The 17,196-nt window shown below is 64.1% G+C and carries 16 protein-coding genes; 9 read left to right on the top strand and 7 right to left on the bottom strand.

The genetic code is table 11. From position 1 onward, the window contains the following. Positions 1–110: 110 nt before the first annotated feature. Complete coding sequence (locus AC1DLO_RS19845; protein WP_476891419.1) at positions 111–1,052, bottom strand: NAD-dependent epimerase/dehydratase family protein; 942 nt, start codon at positions 1,050–1,052, stop codon at positions 111–113. Between the two features lie 138 nt (positions 1,053–1,190). Here AC1DLO_RS19845 and AC1DLO_RS19850 point away from each other — a divergent pair, with 138 nt between their 5' ends. From AC1DLO_RS19850 to AC1DLO_RS19880, 7 genes are all read left to right on the top strand, one after another. After that, complete coding sequence (locus tag AC1DLO_RS19850) at positions 1,191–1,958, top strand: TetR/AcrR family transcriptional regulator (RefSeq protein WP_476891420.1); 768 nt, start codon at positions 1,191–1,193, stop codon at positions 1,956–1,958. Further along, a complete protein-coding gene (locus tag AC1DLO_RS19855; protein WP_476891421.1) occupies positions 1,939–2,724 on the top strand; it encodes an oxygenase MpaB family protein in 786 nt (261 codons plus the stop codon). The genes AC1DLO_RS19850 and AC1DLO_RS19855 overlap by 20 nt, the downstream gene beginning before the upstream one ends. Beyond that, positions 2,717–3,571: a DUF817 domain-containing protein gene (locus tag AC1DLO_RS19860; RefSeq protein ID WP_476891450.1), complete on the top strand. Its 855-nt coding sequence runs from the start codon at positions 2,717–2,719 to the stop codon at positions 3,569–3,571. Before AC1DLO_RS19855 ends, AC1DLO_RS19860 begins: the two co-directional genes overlap by 8 nt. 266 nt (positions 3,572–3,837) lie before the next feature. After that, positions 3,838–5,715, top strand: coding sequence for a molecular chaperone DnaK (gene dnaK, locus AC1DLO_RS19865; RefSeq protein WP_476891422.1), 1,878 nt, complete (start codon positions 3,838–3,840; stop codon positions 5,713–5,715). Between the two features lie 2 nt (positions 5,716–5,717). Continuing rightward, positions 5,718–6,380, top strand: coding sequence for a nucleotide exchange factor GrpE (locus AC1DLO_RS19870; protein WP_476891423.1), 663 nt, complete (start codon positions 5,718–5,720; stop codon positions 6,378–6,380). A gap of 289 nt (positions 6,381–6,669) precedes the next feature. Next, positions 6,670–7,638: a DnaJ C-terminal domain-containing protein gene (locus tag AC1DLO_RS19875; protein ID WP_476891424.1), complete on the top strand. Its 969-nt coding sequence runs from the start codon at positions 6,670–6,672 to the stop codon at positions 7,636–7,638. Between the two features lie 29 nt (positions 7,639–7,667). Further along, complete coding sequence (locus AC1DLO_RS19880; RefSeq protein ID WP_184739619.1) at positions 7,668–8,090, top strand: heat shock protein transcriptional repressor HspR; 423 nt, start codon at positions 7,668–7,670, stop codon at positions 8,088–8,090. 4 nt (positions 8,091–8,094) lie between these two features. On the opposite strand, the gene AC1DLO_RS19885 is transcribed toward AC1DLO_RS19880, so the two are convergent. Genes AC1DLO_RS19885 through AC1DLO_RS19910 form a run of 6 tightly spaced genes read right to left on the bottom strand, consistent with a single transcriptional unit; the run spans position 8,095 to position 15,114 of the window. Then, entirely contained in the window at positions 8,095–8,730 is a 636-nt protein-coding gene (locus AC1DLO_RS19885; protein ID WP_476891425.1) for a CG0192-related protein, read from the bottom strand. Between the two features lie 9 nt (positions 8,731–8,739). Next, the gene (locus AC1DLO_RS19890) at positions 8,740–11,130 is read right to left on the bottom strand and encodes a bifunctional salicylyl-CoA 5-hydroxylase/oxidoreductase (RefSeq protein ID WP_476891426.1); all 2,391 of its coding nucleotides are present in this window, start codon (positions 11,128–11,130) and stop codon (positions 8,740–8,742) included. A gap of 14 nt (positions 11,131–11,144) precedes the next feature. After that, complete coding sequence (locus AC1DLO_RS19895; protein WP_476891427.1) at positions 11,145–12,803, bottom strand: AMP-binding protein; 1,659 nt, start codon at positions 12,801–12,803, stop codon at positions 11,145–11,147. Positions 12,804–12,844: 41 nt separating this feature from the next. After that, entirely contained in the window at positions 12,845–13,735 is an 891-nt protein-coding gene (locus tag AC1DLO_RS19900) for an acyl-CoA thioesterase (RefSeq protein ID WP_476891428.1), read from the bottom strand. Between the two features lie 5 nt (positions 13,736–13,740). Continuing rightward, positions 13,741–14,223 carry a cupin domain-containing protein gene (locus AC1DLO_RS19905; RefSeq protein ID WP_184739611.1) on the bottom strand — a complete coding sequence of 161 codons (483 nt, stop codon included), beginning with the start codon at positions 14,221–14,223 and terminating at the stop codon, positions 13,741–13,743. Positions 14,224–14,256: 33 nt separating this feature from the next. Continuing rightward, positions 14,257–15,114 (bottom strand): fumarylacetoacetate hydrolase family protein, encoded by an 858-nt coding sequence (locus AC1DLO_RS19910; protein ID WP_476891430.1) that lies wholly within the window; start codon positions 15,112–15,114, stop codon positions 14,257–14,259. A 171-nt stretch (positions 15,115–15,285) separates the two neighbouring features. Here AC1DLO_RS19910 and AC1DLO_RS19915 point away from each other — a divergent pair, with 171 nt between their 5' ends. Both AC1DLO_RS19915 and AC1DLO_RS19920 read left to right on the top strand, forming a co-directional pair. Beyond that, positions 15,286–15,684, top strand: coding sequence for a RidA family protein (locus AC1DLO_RS19915; RefSeq protein WP_236813204.1), 399 nt, complete (start codon positions 15,286–15,288; stop codon positions 15,682–15,684). Positions 15,685–15,730: 46 nt separating this feature from the next. After that, entirely contained in the window at positions 15,731–17,161 is a 1,431-nt protein-coding gene (locus AC1DLO_RS19920) for an amino acid permease (protein WP_476891431.1), read from the top strand. The last annotated feature ends 35 nt before the right edge of the window (positions 17,162–17,196 follow it).

Below are 17,196 nucleotides of genomic sequence, written 5' to 3' on the forward strand. Positions count from 1 at the left end.
CAAGGCCATCTCCACAAGCTTGTCCAATCACGGCCCCCTGCTTAGTCGGTATGTCGCTTGTGCGCCTACTCCGAGAATCATCCTATGTTCGGAGTGCCGCCAGGCTGGACCTAGCGGGTTCCCGCAGCCACGGCTTCCTGCTCGCGCCACCAGGCAACGGTTGCCGCCATCGCTTCCGGAAGCGGCGTCGGTGCCAGCCCGAGCTTGGCCTGGCTTGCCGTGGAATCCATGACGAACGGCCGCTCGAACTGGTACAGCATTTCGGCCAGCTCCCGCATGTCCGTCGAAATCAGGCCGAGGGTCCGGAGTAACCAACCGGGAATCACGCTCAGCTTCGGTTCCGGAACGCCGGCCGAGCGTGCGAAGTTTCCCGCGATTTCCCGCATGGTCAAGGCCGGCCCCGTGGGAGCGTGCAGCACCGAGTTCCAGAGTTCGGGCTTCTGCGCGGCAGCGATCATGGCTGCGGCAAGATCCGGGACGTAGGTGAAGGCATGGGGCTGATCGGCGCTTCCGAGGACCTGAACTGTTTTCCCCTTGAGGACCAGCGGGACCATGCGCTCGCCGGCGTGAGCCAAACGAACCCGTGGCCCGAAGAAGTCCCCCGACACGACGCTGACGGTATTCGCCGGGTGAGCTTCCCGCGCCTTCAGCAGGGCGGAACGGATCCCGCGCTTGCCGCCAGCCGCTTCGCGCGGGCTGCTTTCAGTGATGGTCTTGTCCGGTTCGCTGTAGGAGTAAAGACTTTCCGGGAAGACGACGACGGCGCCTGCCGCCGCAGCGGCGTCCATCACCACTTGCTCTGCTCCAGGAAGCTCGGCCGCCCAGGCTTTGGCCCGGTAGGCGGAGCCGTGGATGCAGTGGAAGACGGCCGTGGCGCCGGCGAAGGCTTGCGCCAACTTGGCTGGGTCCGAGACGTCCACGCGGAGCTTCTCGACCAGCGGGTGGTCGGGGCCGCTGGCTGAGCGCGTCAGGACGCGCACCTGTTCTCCGAGCTCCGCGAGTTGCCCGGCAATGGTCCAGCCGACGGGGCCCGCTCCTGTGACGACGTACATGGTGATTCTCGCTTTCTGGATGGGAATTTGTAACCGAGAGCACTGCTCTCTGAATTCAGGATGAGTCCTCTCGGGGCACGTGTCAAGAGCACTGCTCACATTTGTTGCCACTGCTCTCATTTGTGGCATGCTGGATACATGGACCTCCCTCCCGCCGCAGCGGCCAAACAATCGACTCCGCGCGAACGAGCCCGGGTCCAGACCGTTGCGGACATCATCCGGCTGGGCCGCCAGCACCTTGCGCTGCATGGTGCCGCGGGCTTGTCCCTCCGGGCTGTCGCTCGGGATCTTGGCGTGGTGTCCTCCGCCGTTTACCGCTATGTGGAGAGTCGCGATGAACTGCTGACCCTCTTGTTGATTGACGCTTACGGCGAGCTGGGCGACGAAGTGGACGCCGCCGTCGACGCCCTGCCCGAGGGCGATTACCGCGGCAGGTTCCTGGCGCTCGGAAGGGCCGTTCGGAAGTGGGCCCTGCGCGAGCCCGCCAGCTATGCCCTCCTGTTCGGCAGCCCGGTCCCCGGCTACCAGGCGCCAGCCGAGCGCACCACGGAACCCGGAACGCGAGTGATCTACCGGATGGTGGGGATCTTCGACGCCGCCCATCGCGCAGGTGCCCTGTCCACGGAAGTGGCGCCCGCCGTCGTCGTTCCTCCTGCCCTTGCCACGGACCTGGCGGCCATCCGCGCGGAACTGGGCCTGGCAGTGCCGGAGCCTGCGTTGGCCCGAGGCGTGCTGGTGTGGACCTCGGTTTTCGGCGCAATCAGCTTCGAGGTGTTCGGCCAATACGGGGCTGATACCTTCGCCGCGCGGGACGAGCTGTTTGAGCACCAACTCGAGGTCCTGCTGGGGATCGTGGGGTTGCAGGCGCCGACGGTAGAGTATCTAGATGGCTCGAGGACTGGCTGACATCGGCGCGGAGGGCGTTTTGCTCGCCGGAGCCGGCCGCGCCGTCCTGATGCAGATCGCCAATCCGGCGGTCGGTCATGGCGTCGCCGAGCACAGCAATTTCGCCGAACGGCCATTGGACCGGCTGCGCGCCACCCTGACGTACGTCTATGCGGTGATCTACGGCTCCGAAGAGCAGCTGGCCGCTGTGCGCCGGACTGTGAACCGCGCTCACGCCCCTGTTCGCCGGGCTGCCGATGGTGCATCGAAGGGGTACGACGCCTTTGACGCGCAATCCCAGTTGTGGGTGGTGGCGACCCTCTATGACACCGCCGTCACCGTCTACGAAAAAGTCCATGGAACGCTCGACGACGACACTGCCGATCGCATCTATCGTGAGTATGCGCGGATCGGCACAGCCCTGCAGCTTCCCGCCGAGCTCTGGCCCGCCGACCGCTCGGCCTTCGCGCGCTATTGGAACGAATCGTTGGGGAACCTGGAACCGGATGCGGCCGCCCTGAGGGTTGCCCGGGACCTGCTTTACCCGACAAGCGGGCCGCTCTTATTGCGCCTGACCATGCCGTTGGCCCGCTTGCTCACGGCAGGCCTGCTGACGGAACAGCTTCGCGAGGGTTTCGGGCTGCCATGGGATGCACGGCATCGGCGCGGTTTTGATGGCACCATGCGCCTCTTGGCCCTTGCTTATCCGAGGTTGCCGGAGAAGGTCAGGCATTGGCCGAAGAACTACTATCTTGGCCAGCTCGGCCATCACCGCGCCGATGCGTGAACTCACCGCGGTAGAGGAATTTATCGATGGGAGTGCAAGCCGCTTCCTGGACCACGCGCCTGCCCGGGGCGTCCGAACCAAGCTCACGGAATTCGCGGTATTCGGCCTCAAGCAGGCATGGGCGTGCATCTTCGGTGCTTCGCTCCTCGCCGTCATTTTCGGTGCGCACCTTTGGTATCCAGCCGGCGCCGGACTGGCCCGGAACGATTTCCTGACGATTGCCGCCGTCGTGATCCAGGTCCTGATGGTCGCCACGAGGCTGGAAACTTTGCGCGAGCTCAGGGTGATCGTGCTCTTCCACCTTGTGGGGACGGTCATGGAGTTGTTCAAGACCGACGTCGGCTCGTGGTCATATGAGGCGGAGGGCGTCCTTCGGGTGGGCGCCGTTCCACTCTTCAGCGGCTTCATGTATGCCGCGGTCGGTTCGTACATGGTGCGCGTCTACCGGGTTTTCGACCTGCGCTTCTCCAGATATCCGCGGCGCTGGATCACCGCGATCCTGGCCGCCGCCGTCTACGTGAACTTCTTTTCGCACCATTACATCGTCGATGCCCGCTGGATCCTATTGGCCGGCGTCGTGGTGATCTATGGCCGGTGCGTCATGTACTTCCGGGTGTTCCGGCGCCGGTTCCGGATGCCGCTGATCGTGGCATTCCTGCTGGTGGCGCTCTTTATTTGGATAGCCGAGAACATCGCCACATGGTCGCACGCGTGGCTGTATCCGAGCCAGTTGGATGGCTGGCATTTGGTGTCCGCCGACAAACTTGTCTCGTGGTTCCTCCTGATGATCATCTCCGTGGTGCTGGTGGCATGGGTCTACAAGCCGATGCCGCCAGCCTCCGCCTGACGGAACACCCGCCGTCGACATCGCCGGAACGCTGCGGAGTCGCCGGAGCGCTCACGCGAACCGGCACTGTTCCCGCGAGTTCGACGTCGGCCCTCAGGTTGAGCGTACTCGACTCAACTTTGGATTGACTTTGAGCGAGTCCTGAGTACAGTTGAGTGGAGAACGCTCAACTAGCCGAATGTTGAGTGCTTCCCGGCTCCGGACCCCTCGATGGGTTGAGGTAGCGGGTGAAATCTCGATCGTCGGCCATTGAAAGGAAGCAACATATGTCACGCGCTGTAGGTATCGACCTCGGAACCACCAACTCCGTCGTCTCTGTTCTCGAAGGTGGCGAGCCCACCGTCATTGCCAACGCCGAGGGTGGCCGCACCACGCCGTCGGTCGTTGCATTCTCCAAGTCCGGTGAAGTCCTGGTTGGCGAAATCGCCAAGCGCCAGGCTGTCAACAACATCGACCGGACCATCGCCTCCGTCAAGCGCCACATGGGCACCGACTGGAGCGTCGCCATTGATGACAAGAAGTACACGCCGCAGGAAATCTCCGCGCGCATCCTCATGAAGTTGAAGAACGACGCCGAGTCCTACCTCGGCGAAAAGGTCACCGACGCTGTCATCACCGTCCCGGCCTACTTCAACGACGCCGAGCGCCAGGCCACCAAGGAAGCCGGCGAAATCGCTGGCCTTAACGTCCTGCGCATCGTCAACGAGCCCACCGCGGCTGCACTCGCCTACGGCCTGGACAAGGGCAAGGAAGACGAACTCATCCTGGTCTTCGACCTCGGCGGCGGAACGTTCGACGTCTCCCTGCTGGAAGTCGGCAAGGACGAAGACGGCTTCTCCACTATCCAGGTCCGCGCCACTGCCGGCGACAACCGCCTCGGCGGCGACGACTGGGACCAGCGCGTTGTTGACTACCTGCTGAACCAGCTCAAGGTCAAGGGCATCGACCTCTCCAAGGACAAGATCGCGCTGCAGCGACTGCGCGAAGCCTCCGAGCAGGCCAAGAAGGAACTGTCCTCCTCCACCAGCACCAACGTTTCCCTCCAGTACCTCTCCGTCACCCCGGACGGCCCGGTCCACCTGGACGAACAGCTGACCCGCGCCAAGTTCCAGGACCTCACCAAGGACCTGCTGGAGCGCACCAAGAAGCCGTTCCACGACGTCATCGCCGAAACCGGCATCAAGCTCTCCGACATCGACCACATCGTACTGGTGGGTGGCTCCACCCGTATGCCCGCCGTCTACGACCTCGTCAAGGAACTCGCCGGCGGCAAGGAGCCCAACAAGGGCGTCAACCCGGACGAAGTTGTTGCCGTTGGCGCAGCACTGCAGGCCGGTGTCCTGAAGGGCGAGCGCAAGGACGTTCTCCTGATCGACGTCACCCCGCTGTCCCTCGGCATCGAAACCAAGGGTGGCGTCATGACGCACCTGATCGAGCGCAACACGGCTATCCCCACCAAGCGTTCCGAGACCTTCACCACCGCTGACGACAACCAGCCGTCCGTGGCCATCCAGGTCTTCCAGGGCGAGCGTGAATTCACCCGCGACAACAAGCCGCTGGGCACGTTCGAACTGACCGGCATCGCCCCCGCACCGCGCGGCGTCCCGCAGGTCGAGGTCACCTTCGACATCGACGCCAACGGCATTGTCCACGTCTCCGCGAAGGACAAGGGCACCGGCAAGGAGCAGTCGATGACCATCACCGGCGGCACCGCGCTGTCCAAGGAAGACATCGACCGCATGGTCCGTGAAGCCGAGGAGCACGCAGCCGAGGACAAGGCCCGCCGCGAGGCTACCGACACCCGCAACACCGCCGAGCAGCTCGCCTACTCCGTGGACAAGCTCATCGCCGAAAACGACGACAAGCTGCCTGAAGAGGTCAAGACCGAGGTCAAGGCCGACGTCGACGCCCTCAAGAAGGCCCTCGAAGGCACCGACGACGCAGCAGTGAAGACCGCTTTCGAGAAGCTGCAGCACTCGCAGTCCAAGCTCGGCGAAGCGATCTACTCGCACGCAGGTTCCCCGGATGGTGCAAGCAGCGCCGCTGGTGCTGAGGGCGCTCCCGCCGGTGCCAAGGCTGGTTCTGCCTCCGGCGATGAGGACATCGTCGACGCCGAGATCATCGACGAAGACGAAAAGAAGTAAGCATGCCTCACCACGGCAACGAAGCAGAGCACTCACGTTCGAGCAACGAGGGCAACGAACAGCACAAGCCGGTCATACGGGACAACCGCAAGGTCGACCCGGAGACCGGGGCCGCCCGCCACACCCAAGGATCGGCAGCTGATTCCAACGCCTCTGCCACCGAGGGCGATGCCCTGTCCCAGGCTGAGGAAATCCTCAACGGCGTCGAGGTTCCGGCTGAAGAGTCGGTAGCCCCCGGTGCCGCCGCACAAGCAGAGGCCGCGGAACTCCGCAACGACCTCCTGCGCCTGCAGGCTGAGTACGTCAACTACCGCAAGCGCGTCGAACGCGACCGCGCCGTCGCAGGGGAAATGGCCGTCATCGGCGTCCTGAACTCCCTCCTGCCGGTGCTCGACGACGTCGACGCCGCCCGCCAGCACGGCGACCTCGTGGACGGCCCGTTCGCCGCGATCGCCGCCAAGCTGGAGACTGCGCTGAAGACGTACGGCCTGGAGCGCATCGCGGAGACTGGCGTCGAATTCGACCCCACGATCCACGAAGCCCTCATCCAGCAGCCGGGCGAGGACATCGAAGTGGACACCGTCAGCCAAGTGCTGCGCTCCGGCTACCGCTCCGGCGACCGGGTGCTGCGTGCGGCCCAAGTAATTGTGGCTGTGCCTGCTTAGGTCCCGCCTTAGTTGGGCTCGCCGCGCTGGGTGTGCTCACCGTGGCGCTTCGCCGGATATGGGGCGGTGCCCTCCACACCGCCGCCCCATATCCGGCTTCGCGCCCGCTGTAAGCTCGCCTGAGGTGAGATGACAGCAGGCGCGAAGCGAAGCATAGGCCCCGGGAGTGGCATCGGGCCTGCCGGAGCGTGGCGGCTGAAGTCCGTAGGACTTAGCCGCCACGCGAAGGGGCGGGGGCCTATGCATCGCGGAGCGCACGCAACTTAACCAGAAGAAAGAGAGAAGCCGAGTGGCCAGCCAGGACTGGGTTGAGAAGGATTTTTACGCCATCCTTGGTGTCGCCAAGGACGCCTCTGACGCTGACATTAAGAAGGCGTACCGCAAGCTTGCGCGGAAGTATCATCCGGATACCAATTCCGGGGATGCTGCTGCCGAGAAGAAGTTCAAGGACATCTCGGAGGCCTATTCAGTGCTTTCGGATGCCGAGGAGCGTCAGCAGTACGATGCCATCCGTGCCATGGGCGGGGCACGATTCGCTCCGGGGGCAGCAGGACGCGGCGGGCCGGCCAATGGTGGCTTCGAGGACCTGTTCGGCGGACTTTTCGGCGGCGGAGCACGTCAGCCTGCCGGTGCCGGCGGTATCCCCCCCGAGTTCGCCGACCTGTTCGGCGGCGGCTTCGGCGGTGGACAGACCGGCTTCCAGCGCGCCCCGCAAAAGGGCAGCGACCGCACGGCGTCCACCTCCATTTCCTTCGCCGGATCCATCCACGGCACCACGGTGAGCCTGCGCGAAAGCAACGGCAACGTCATCGACGTCAAGATTCCCGCGGGCATCAGGGACGGCCAGAAGGTCCGTCAGCGCGGCAAAGGCAATCCCGGAGCAGCCGGCAACGGGGACCTCATCATCACGGTGAACGTCAAGCCACACGATTTCTTTAACCGCGACGGCGACAACATCCGCATCCACGTGCCGGTGACTTTCGCTGAAGCCGCGTTGGGTGCCAACATCCACGTGCCAACGCTCGACGGCGACTCTGTCACCGTCCGCGTCCCGGCCGGCACGCCTTCCGGGCGCACCCTCCGGGTCAAGGGCCGTGGCGTCAAGACGACGAAGGGCACCGGCGATCTGCTGGTGACAATCGACGTCGCCGTCCCGCAGAACCTTAACAAAGAGGCCGAGGAGGCCGTCAAGGCATTCGCCGCGGCTACTTCCGACGCCGATCCCCGCCACGACCTGGCCGCCAAGGCCCGCTTGTAGCGGCGGCAACACACAGGAGGGACGTCGTCATGGGCATCGACATCAACCAGCCGATCTTCGTCATCTCCGTCGCGGCCGAACTGGCTGACATGCACCCGCAGACCCTGCGCCAGTACGATCGCCTCGGCATCGTGTCGCCGAGCCGAGCGCCGGGTAAGTCCCGGCGCTACTCCCAGCGGGATATCGACCGCTTGCGCGAAGTCCAGCGGCTCTCCCACGAAGGCGTCTCCCTTGAGGGCATCAAACGGATCCTTGATCTCGAAAACCAAGTGGCCGCACTGCAGTACCGCGTGGCCGAGCTGAGCGAGGAACTGCAACGCCGGCGGGGCCCGGTGGAGGCCCGCGTTTTTGCGGCAGGAGCAGCGGGCGACGTCGTCAGCCTGGCCCGCGGGCAGCGCCCCCGGGCGCGGTCCCAGGCAGTTGTCGTGTGGCGGCCGCGTCCGGGGGAGTAGTCCGCTAGGCCTGCGAGAGCGCCGCGAGCAGCACGGGACTGCTTTGATCGGCCCACGTGCCCCGGAGGGCAGCAGAATCTTCCGGACCCTGTGTCCCGAGATCGAGGACACGGTTCACCAGCAGCGTATGCTCACCGGCCTCGATCCGGGTGATGGTGTCCTGGGTGATCGGCGCTGCCGGGCTCAGTGGAGGGACTTCGCTACCCGGCGTTCCACTGCCCTTGACCTTGACGGAGCCCGTACGTGGCTGCAACGCGCCGTCGACCTCCACGAACTGCTGGGCTTCCCGCTGTCCCGTGAGGATGGCGGTGGCCAGGGCAGTGACGTAGACGGGATCGGCGCAGGCGTCGTACACCCACCGCTTGCCCAACACGGAATGTTCCATGGTGCCGAGCAGTGAGCCCTCGGCGCCGGACAATTCCGATCCCCGGTAACTCAACGGAACTTGATAGACCTTGCTGCCGTGGGAGACCAGATGTGTCTCGAGGCCCACTTCGCCGTCCGGATCATCGAAGCGGTACGCGCCAAGGAGCTCAGGCGGGGCGGAGCCATCTTTGGTGAACCATGTCTGGGCGGGCAGGTACTTTTCAATGAGCTCCAATTTGCTGGGACGCAGAGTCGCTCTGTGGATGATAGCCATGCGTCCAGCCTAATTGGCCAGTGCTGGCGCGGAGACTGCTCTGGGGGTCCAGCGCAGGTGCGTGTTGTCGGCGTCGGACTCGGGCTCTTTCAAGAGTGAAAGCCTGGGCCTTACGGCATCCGTGCGGGAGCTCGGCGGTTTGCGTCGGCCCGCCCGGAACTGTGGCACCCATTGCGCGCCGGGGCCCTGGTATTCCTGCTCGGCTGCGGCATGGAGCGTCCACTGGGGGTCGAACAGGTGCGTCCGGCCAAGCGCCACGAGGTCCGCCCGTCCTGCGAGGAGGATGGAGTTGACGTCGTCAAAGCTGGAGATGGCGCCGACGGCGATGACCGCTGCTCCCGCGGGAGCGGCAACTTCCTGGCGGATGCGGTCGGCGAATGGCGTCTGGTAGCTGCGGCCGAAAGCCGGTTGTTCTTCCTTGGCGACCTGGCCGGTGGAGACGTCGATGCCCGCGGCGCCGTGGGCCACGAATGCCCGCGCGATGTCGAGCGAGTCGTCTGAGGTGTTGCCGCCGTCGATCCAGTCCGTCGCGGAGATGCGTACCGTCACAGGCTTGCTGGCAGGCCACGCCGCACGGACGGCGTCGAACACTTCCAGGGGGAACCGCAAGCGGTTCTCCAAGCTGCCACCAAACTCGTCCGTCCGGCGGTTCGAAACGGGCGAGAGGAAAGAGGAAAGCAAGTAGCCGTGGGCGGCATGGACTTCAAGGAGGTCGAAGCCTGCCGATTCGGCACGGAGGGTCGCGGCCACGAACTCAGCCTTGATGGCTTCCATGCCTGCACGGTCGAGTTCCACAGGCGTCTGGTTGCCAGGACCGTAAGGCAGGGCCGACGGGCCGACAACGTCCCAGTTGCCGGATGCGAGCGGCTCGTCGATGCCTTCCCACATGAGCTTGGTGGAGCCCTTTCGGCCGGAATGACCGAGCTGTGCCCCGATCTTGGCCGTCGAGTTGGCATGGACGAAGTCCACGATTTCCTTCCAGCTGTCTCGCTGTGCCTCCGTGTACAGGCCGGTGCAACCGGGGGTGATCCGCCCGCTCTCGGAAACACACACCATTTCGGTCATGACCAATCCGGCGCCGCCAAGTGCCTTGGAACCGAGGTGCACTTTGTGGAAGTCGCCCGGGACGCCATCCACCGCGGAGTACATGTCCATGGGGGAGACCACAATGCGGTTCTTGAGTTCCAGTCCGCCGATTCGGAACGGCTGGAACATGGCCGGGGCAGTTTCTGCCAGTCCCTGGGATTCGGCGAAGTTGCGGTCCACGGCGTCGGCGAATTCCGGGTCGCGCAGCCGCAGGTTTTCCTGTGTGATGCGGCGGCTCCGCGTGAGGAGGTTGAAGGCGAACTGCGTTGGATCCTGCTCCTTGTATTGGGCGATCCGCTCGAACCATTCAAGCGAAGCCTGGGCGGCGCGCTGGGTGGAGGCGACAACCGGACGACGCTCGGTTTCATAGGCGGACAACGCCGACTCCACATCTGGGTGTTCATGCAGGCATGCGGCGAGTGCCAGGGAGTCTTCCATGGCCAGTTTGGTTCCGGAACCGATGGAGAAGTGTGCGGTATGAGCCGCATCGCCGAGCAGCACGACATTGCCATGGCGCCAGCTCTCGTTACGCACGGTGGTGAAGTTGATCCACTTGGAGTTGTTGGACAGGACCTCGTAGCCATCGAGTTCCTCCGCGAAGATGGAACGGATCTTGGCAATCGCCTTTTCATCCGAGACCCCGGGAGGGAACACGTCGGAAGCGGTCTCGTCGAAGCCGGCAGCCCGCCACACGTCTTCGTGCATTTCGACAATGAACGTGGAGCCTTCATCGGAGTACGGGTAGCCATGGATCTGCATGACCCCCCATTCGGTTTCCTTGACGAAGAACTTGAACGCCTCGAACACCTGGTCCGTGCCCAGCCACATGAACTTGTTGGGCCGCAGGTCCAGGCTTGGAGTGAAGGAGTCCGCGTATTTAGCACGGATCTGGGAGTTGATGCCGTCTGCTGCCAGGACCAGGTCATAGTTGGCCTCAAGCTCCTCAACCGGCGGCGCAACGGTCTGGAAACGGAGGTCGACGCCGAGCTCGGCACACCGGCGCTGAAGCAGTTCCAGCAGTTCCTTGCGGCTCATGGCCGCAAAACCCTGGCCGCCCACCGTCACCGTTTCCCCGCCGAAATGGATGTCGATGTCGGACCAGCGGGCGAAGCGCCGGCTCATGTACTCGGCCACCACGGCGTCGGCGTTGCCAATGCCGCCGAGCGTCTCATCGGAGAATACGACGCCGAAACCGAAAGTGTCGCTGGCGGCGTTGCGTTCCCAGAGGGTGATCTTGTGTGACGGGTCGAGTTGCTTCATCAGTGCCGCGAAGTACAGGCCGCCGGGGCCGCCTCCTACGATTGCGATTTTCATGCTTTTGCTCCTTCTCAGGCCTGGCCCAGGCCTGCGCCGGCAAGCTGTTCGGGGTCGTTGTTGACGCGGTCGCGCAGCTTGAAATGCTGCAGCTTGCCGCTGGGATTGCGGGGAAGTTCATCGACGAACCGGATGTCCCGCGGGTACTTGTAGGGGGCGATCGTCCGTTTGACGAAGTCCTGGATTTCTTTGCGCTTCGCGTCATCGCCCCTGACGCCTTCGCGTAGGACGATGAACGCGCAAACAACGCTGCCGCGTGCCTCGTCGGGCCGGCCGATGACGGCGTTCTCCACCACGTCCGGGTGCATATCGATGGCGGTTTCTACTTCAGGGGCGCCGATGTTGTAGCCGGAGGAAACGATCATGTTGTCCGACCGGGCCTGATAGGTGAAGTACCCGTCCTCGTCTCTCGTGAAGGTGTCGCCGGTGACGTTCCAGCCGTTGACCACATAGTTTGTTTGCCGTGGGTCATCCAGGTAGCGGCATCCGGTGGGGCCGATGACGGCGAGCCGCCCAAGCTGCCCGGCTCCTAGTTCCAGGCCCTCGTCGTCGAGGATGGCTGCCCTGTACCCGGGCACGGCCCGTCCGGTGGTGCCGGGCCGGATGTCGTCCCCGGACGCGGAAATGAAGACGTGCAACAGTTCGGTAGCTCCGATGCCGTTGACGAGCCGGAGGCCTGTGGCTTCCCGAACTGCCTCCCACGTTTCCTTGGGCAAGTGTTCGCCCGCCGAGACCGCCACCCGGAGCTTGCGGAGCAACGATCCGCGGCCTTCCTTGAGGATGGCTCGGTACGCAGTGGGCGCAGTGAACAGGATGGTGGCCCCGGCAGCGGCGGCACTCTCGGCAAGTTCCACGGGGGTGGCCCGTTCTGTCAGCAGCGAGGATGCGCCGAAGCGCAGGGGGAAGACCACCAGCCCACCGAGGCCGAACGTGAAGGCGAGGGGTGGTGAACCGGCAAACACGTCGTCAGGGGTTGGCTGCAGAATATGGCGGGCAAAAGTGTCGGCGTTCGCGAGGATGTCCCGGTGGAAATGCATGGTGATCTTGGGTGTGCCCGTGGTGCCCGACGTCGGGCCGAGCAGCGCGACGTCGTCGGCGGAGGTCGGCACGGCAGTGAACTCGCCGCTCTTGGCGGCACAGCGGGACGTGAGGTCGCCGGCGTCGTCGGAACCGTAGGAGAGGACAACGGTGTCCTCTCCTGCCGCTGCGAGCAGTTCGTCCATGAACCGGTGGTCGGAGATGGCTACGGCAGGACGCGTGAGGCTGATGAGCGTGCCGACCTCGCTGGAACGCAGCATTGGCATGGTGGTGACAACGACGGCACCGGCCTTGAGCACGCCAAGCCAGGCCGCGACAATCCAGGGATTGTTCGGACCGCGCAACATGACGCGGTTGCCAGGCACCACGCCCAGGTCCTCGGTGAGGACCTGGGCAACTTGGTTGGCGCGCCGCTGCAGCTCACCGTACGTCCAGACCGTGCCGTCCGGGGTAACCAGAGCGGGGCGTCCGGCACCATGGTTTGCGACGGCGCCGTCAATGAGCGCCGCTGCTGCGTTGAGCGTCGCTGGGTACTGGAGTTCCGGCAGGGTGAATTCGAGGGTCGGCCACGTGCCGGCCAGTGGCAAGTGGTCGCGGGTGAAGGTGTCCACGTGGGCTGATCTCAACATTGTCATGGCCACTCCTTTCAGTAATACGGCGGATAAGTCGAAGGTGTTCAGGAACCGGCGCGGATCATGCCTTCTTGAGCAACCGTTGCCAGCAGGCGTCCTTGCCTGTCAAAGAAGCGGCCCGTGGCCAGCCCCCTGTTGCTTTGCCCGGACACCGCCTCCTGGGCGTACAGGACCCAGTCATCGGCGCGGCCGTCCCGGTGGAACCACATGGAGTGGTCCAGGCTGGCTGTGGCGAGTCCGGGGCTGGACCAGTGGAGCCCGTTCACCCGGAGCAGGGGCTCGAGGATGGTGTAGTCGCAGACGTATGCCAGCGCGGCGCGGTGCAGATCGGCGGTGGCATGTTCGCCGCCGGCGTCGGGCAGGTGCTCAAACGCTTTCACCCAGATGGCCTGATGCGGCACAGAATCACCTTCCACCTGCAGATATACCGGCCCGGGAATGTGCCGCATGTCGAAGCTGCGTTTCGACGACCAGTACTCGGCAGCCGGCCCCTCGACACCCTGCAGCACCTCGGCGGCGCTGCGAAGGGATTCGGGTTCGACGGCGGATGGCGCCACCGGCTGGAAGTCCGGGCCGTCTTCGGGCACCTGGAAGGAACCCATCGCCGCGTAGACGGTCTTGCCGTTCTGGTGGCCCCGCACGCTTCGGGTCGAGTATCCCCGGCCGTCGCGGAGGCGTTCAACCTCGTAGCGGACCGTTGCCCCGATCTCCACCGGGCGCATGAAGTAGCTGTGCATGGAATGCAGCGCGCGGTCGGCGTCCACCGAGCGCATCATCGCTGCGGCGGCCTGGGCCACCATGTCTCCGCCGTAGGCTTTGGGCCACGGAACGTACTGCGAAGTGGCTTCGTAGGCTTCGTCGTGGATCTGGGCGGGGACGGCCGTCAGCTCGATGGCTTTGAGGAACGTCTCCGAGGTCAGGATTCCAGTGGACATGTCCATCAGGCCCTGCGGAAGTCGGCGAGGGTCTCGTCGGCAACGTCCTCGAGGTTGACCACGAGGTTCTCCGGGGTGCGCGCGGTCAGCCAGACAAGTTCTTCCGTGACGGACATGTTGGCCTCGACGTGTGGCATGAACGGCGGGACGAATACCCAGTCGCCGGTTTTCATGTCCAGGAATTCGGAGTAGTTCTCGCCGAAGTAGATGCGTCCGTGGCCGCGGAGCACGTAGCCGCCGGTTTCCGCTTCGCCATGGTGGTGCGGCAGGGAACGATAGCCGGGAACGTTGGAGACCTGCCCGAACCAGATCTTGGTGGCCGGCGTGTGCTGGATGCTGACGCCCGAGACGCGGACGCAATCGCCGGACTGGGCCGTGTTGGTATCCTCTTCGCCGGCGCGCGTGACGACCGGAATCACTTTGCCGTCGGGCTGGGCGTAGATGGAGTTGTCGCCTTCGGTTCGGTATTCGGTGGCGGTTTCGCTCATGATGCTCACTCCTTTGAAGTGGTTGGTATTGGTCTAGGCGTTCGCGGGGACGGGTGCGTGGATCCGGAAATGGTTTTCCAGCCTTCCGATCCCGTCGATTTCGGTGGTAAGGACATCGCCGTCGTTCAGGAACCGTGGGGGAGTCATGCCCATGCCGACTCCGCCGGGGGTGCCAGTCAGGACCAGGTCCCCTGGACGCAGGATGGTGAACTGGGAAATGTAGGAAAGGAGCTTCGCCGGGCCGAACACCAAGGTGCCCGTGTTCCCCGACTGCACCAGCTCGCCGTTGACATAACCGCGGACCTCGAAGTCGCCGTCGACCTCGTCCGCAGTCACCATGAGCGGTCCCACGGGGGTGGTTCCGTCGAATGCCTTGCCCTGGAACCACTGCAGGGTCCGGCTCTGCCAATCGCGCATGGAAATGTCGTTGGCCACCGTGTACCCCGCGATTGCCTGCCGGGCTTCGTCTTCGTCCGCGCGGAACAGCTCGGAGCCGACGACGACGGCCAATTCGGCTTCCCAGTCGACCTTCGCGCTGCCGTGGACATGGATGGTGTCGGCCGGGCCGGTGAGGGTGTCCGCGTACTTCGCGAAAAGCGTGGGGTATTCGGGCAACTCGCGGCCCATCTCCTGGATGTGGTCGCCGTAGTTCAGCCCGCAGCAGATGACCTTCCCGGCCCGCGGCAGCAGAGGCGCCAGCTCGCTGGCAGGTGCGGAAACCGTATCTGATCCGGAGGCTGCAGCGAAGGCGGCTGCCACGATCGCGCGCCAGTCCCGGACGGCGAGAAGAGCCCCGACGTCGTTGGCCGGCAGCGGAACGTATCTGTTCCCGCCGGTGGCGAGCGCCGCCGTCGTGCCCCCGTCGGCTGTCCGTAAGGTGGCCAGCTTCATGCGTGTTGTCCCTTCATGTCCTGCCGATTCCTACATTCATTCTGATGTGTCTTCAATCTGATGTGTCGACTTTTTTACGATCGTCACATATGCTCAACGTAGCACGGCGGGGAATGATCTGCACAGGGGTTTTTCGAACTTGTCGCAGCCGCCATCAAGAGGAGGAACACTATGAGCCACAAGACCGTCAATCCCGGGTCGCTCCCGAAGCCGTCAGGCTTTGCGCACGGAATGCTCGCCGGAAACACTCTGTTCCTGGGTGGCCAGACGGCCCTGGACAAGGACATGAACATCGTTCCCGGCGGGATCGTGGAACAGTTCACGCAGGCGTTTTCCAATGTGCTGACCACCCTGCGCGAAGCCGGCGGACTACCTGAGGACCTGGTCAGCGTGACCATCTACCTCACCGACGTGGACGACTACATGGCCAACGGCCGCGAAATTGGACGGATCTGGCGCGAAATGGCCGGTTCCGAGTATCCCGCGATGGCCGGAATCGGTGTCACCCGGCTGTGGCAGAAGGAAGCCCTCATTGAGATCCAAGGCATCGCCGTCATTCCGGAGCGCTAGCCCCTGAGGCACTAACCCCCAAGAAGTTCCGAGCAAGGAGACAACGATGTCACACAGCTTCGACCTGATTAAAAACCGCGAGAGCGGACTCAAGCGCGAACTCACCAGCCCACAGTTGACCATGATCGCGCTGGGCGGCGCGATCGGCACTGGGCTTTTTCTCGGAAGTAAGTTCGCAATATCTTTCGCCGGACCCAGCGTCCTGCTGAGCTATGCGATCGGTGGCCTGATCGCCGTGATGCTGATGGGCGCGCTGGCTGAGATGACCGTGGCCCATTCAACCACCGGGTCCTTCGGGGCTTTCGCCGAGCACTACATTTCGCCCCTCGCCGGATTCCTGGTGAAGTACCTCTACTGGTCCTGCGTTGTGCTGGCCGTGGGCACCGAAGTGCTTGCGATCGGGGACTACATGAAGCTGTGGTTCCCGGGAGTTCCTCCGCTGGTCTGGATCCTGTTGTTTGCTGGTGTTCTCATCGCGGTCAACATGTTCAACGTCAAGGCCTTCGGCACCCTGGAATACTGGTTCTCCAGCATCAAGGTGTTCGCCATCCTCGGATTCATCCTGCTCGCCGCCATCCTGGTCTTTGGAAAGCGAGAGGCCGGCTACGGAATCCACAACTACACTGCTGAGGGCGGGTTCTTCCCCAACGGCGTGTCCGGCATGTGGGTGGCCGTGATTGTGGCGATCTTCAGCTACCTCTCGGTGGAGATGATCGCCATTGCCGCAGGCGAAGCGAAGGATCCGGGAACGGCCGTCAAGAAGGCGTTCAAGGTCACGGTATTCCGTCTCTTCCTCTTCTACATCCTGACCCTGGCGCTGATCCTGGCCATTGCACCTGTCAGCCAGATCCTTGCCGGAAACAGCCCCTTCGTCACCGTCATGCAGGTCATTGGCATTCCGTTCGCTGATTCCGTCATCAACGTTGTGGTGATTGTGGCTGCGCTTTCAGCCATGAACTCGCAGCTCTACATCTCCACGCGCATGATGTTTAGCTTGTCCCGCGCCGGGCAGGCGCCCGCTGTGTTCGGGCGGCTTCACAAGAACAGTTCCCCGGTCAACGCACTGATCCTCTGCACAGGTGGAATCGCGGTGGCGGCCTGCGTGTACGCCCTGAATCCGGAGTCAGGCTTCACCTTCATGATGGCGTTGTCCATGTTCGGGGCCATGGCCACGTGGCTCATGATCTTCGTGACCCATCTGGCGTTCCGACGCGCAGCGAAGCGCGACGGGACGGCTCTGTCGTACAAGCTGCGGTTCTACCCGGCGGCCTCCTGGGCCGGAGCCATCCTCATGGTTGCCATCATGGTCACAACGCTCTTCGTTGATGCCTTCCGGATGACACTGATCTTCGGGGTCCCGTTCGCCATCGGTATCGTCGTCCTCTACTTCGTCCTGAGGAAGCGCCACCAAGGCGCCACTTCGGCAAATGCAGAGCCCGACGCCGACCGGAACCTGGAGGGGGCGGCGCACTCCTAGGGTACGGGCGCGCACTCCTGGCGTGTGGGGTGGGG

This window comes from Arthrobacter sp. 01T419 (assembly GCF_056398865.1).